The sequence below is a fragment of the Nocardia sp. 852002-20019_SCH5090214 genome, from assembly GCF_001665865.1.
Lineage (GTDB): Bacteria > Actinomycetota > Actinomycetes > Mycobacteriales > Mycobacteriaceae > Nocardia > Nocardia nova.
Window position 1 is genome coordinate 1 of record NZ_LZMK01000277.1, and the last position, 961, is coordinate 961.

Annotated in this window: 1 pseudogene; it reads right to left on the reverse strand. The window is 69.0% G+C overall.

Annotation, left to right across the window (positions count from 1 at the left end):
• Positions 1–961: pseudogene (locus A5780_RS41185) on the reverse strand (hypothetical protein); the annotation flags it as partial.

Sequence of the window (961 nt, forward strand, 5' to 3'; positions counted from 1 at the left end):
TTGCCCCGCTCGCGGGCGATCTCGCGGTCTTTCTCGGTCATCACCGACACCGCCTCGGCCAGCCGCGCCTGCACACCCACGGTGTCCAGACCGCTCTTGAGGCGGGCCTGATAGTCCAGCAGCAAGGTGTCGACCCGGTATTTGGCCTCTTCCCCCAGATCGACCACCGGCTTGCCGATTCGGCGCAACTCCTCGGCTGCCGCCGGGGTGACGGGCACCCAGTCGGTGTCGTTCACACTCATCGGCTGGGCGGAGGCCTCACCGAGGTAGATGGCCACGAACCGGGCCCGCGCGCGCACCTCGTCACCGAGACCGGCGGCTTTCATCTTCTTCGTCAACGCCGAAAGGCTGTTCACGCTGGGCTCGTTGCGCCACGCCTCGACCTGCGCGTACAGCTCCTGCTTGACCGATTCGTCGATGTCCTCGGCCGCGATCATCTCCACCAGCCGGTCTTGGGCGGTGGCCAGACGGTCTTGGGTGGCGCGTTCCTGCTCGACGGCGGCCATCTTCGCCGCCAGCTGCGGGGTTACCTCGGCATCGATGGTGACGTGCCCGCCGTCGAGGTCGACGTGCACACCCCAGCGCTGCCGGATGTGCCCGGCCAGTTCCACCGACGCGCGGCGGGCAGCCTCGGAGTCTTCCGACCAGGTCACCGCCTCACGTAGCGCGGCGGCGATTTCGTTGCGCGAGAGCCGATCCCAACCCTTCCGGCGCAGCGCTTCCAGACCTTTCTCGGCCGCCTTGCGCTCGGCGGCGACCTGGGCGGCGTGCTCGCGGCGGGCCTTCTCCTCCCGCATCTGCATGGCCTCGATGGCGGCGCGGCGGGCGGTGATGCCGGCCGTGGCTCGGTTCATCACCTCCTGCATCAGTGCCCGCAGCATCACCGCGAACTGGCTGCCGATCCGGTCGAGGGTTTCGTCGTGGTGCTGCTGGACGGGGGTGTGCAGGCCGGACAGGTTGA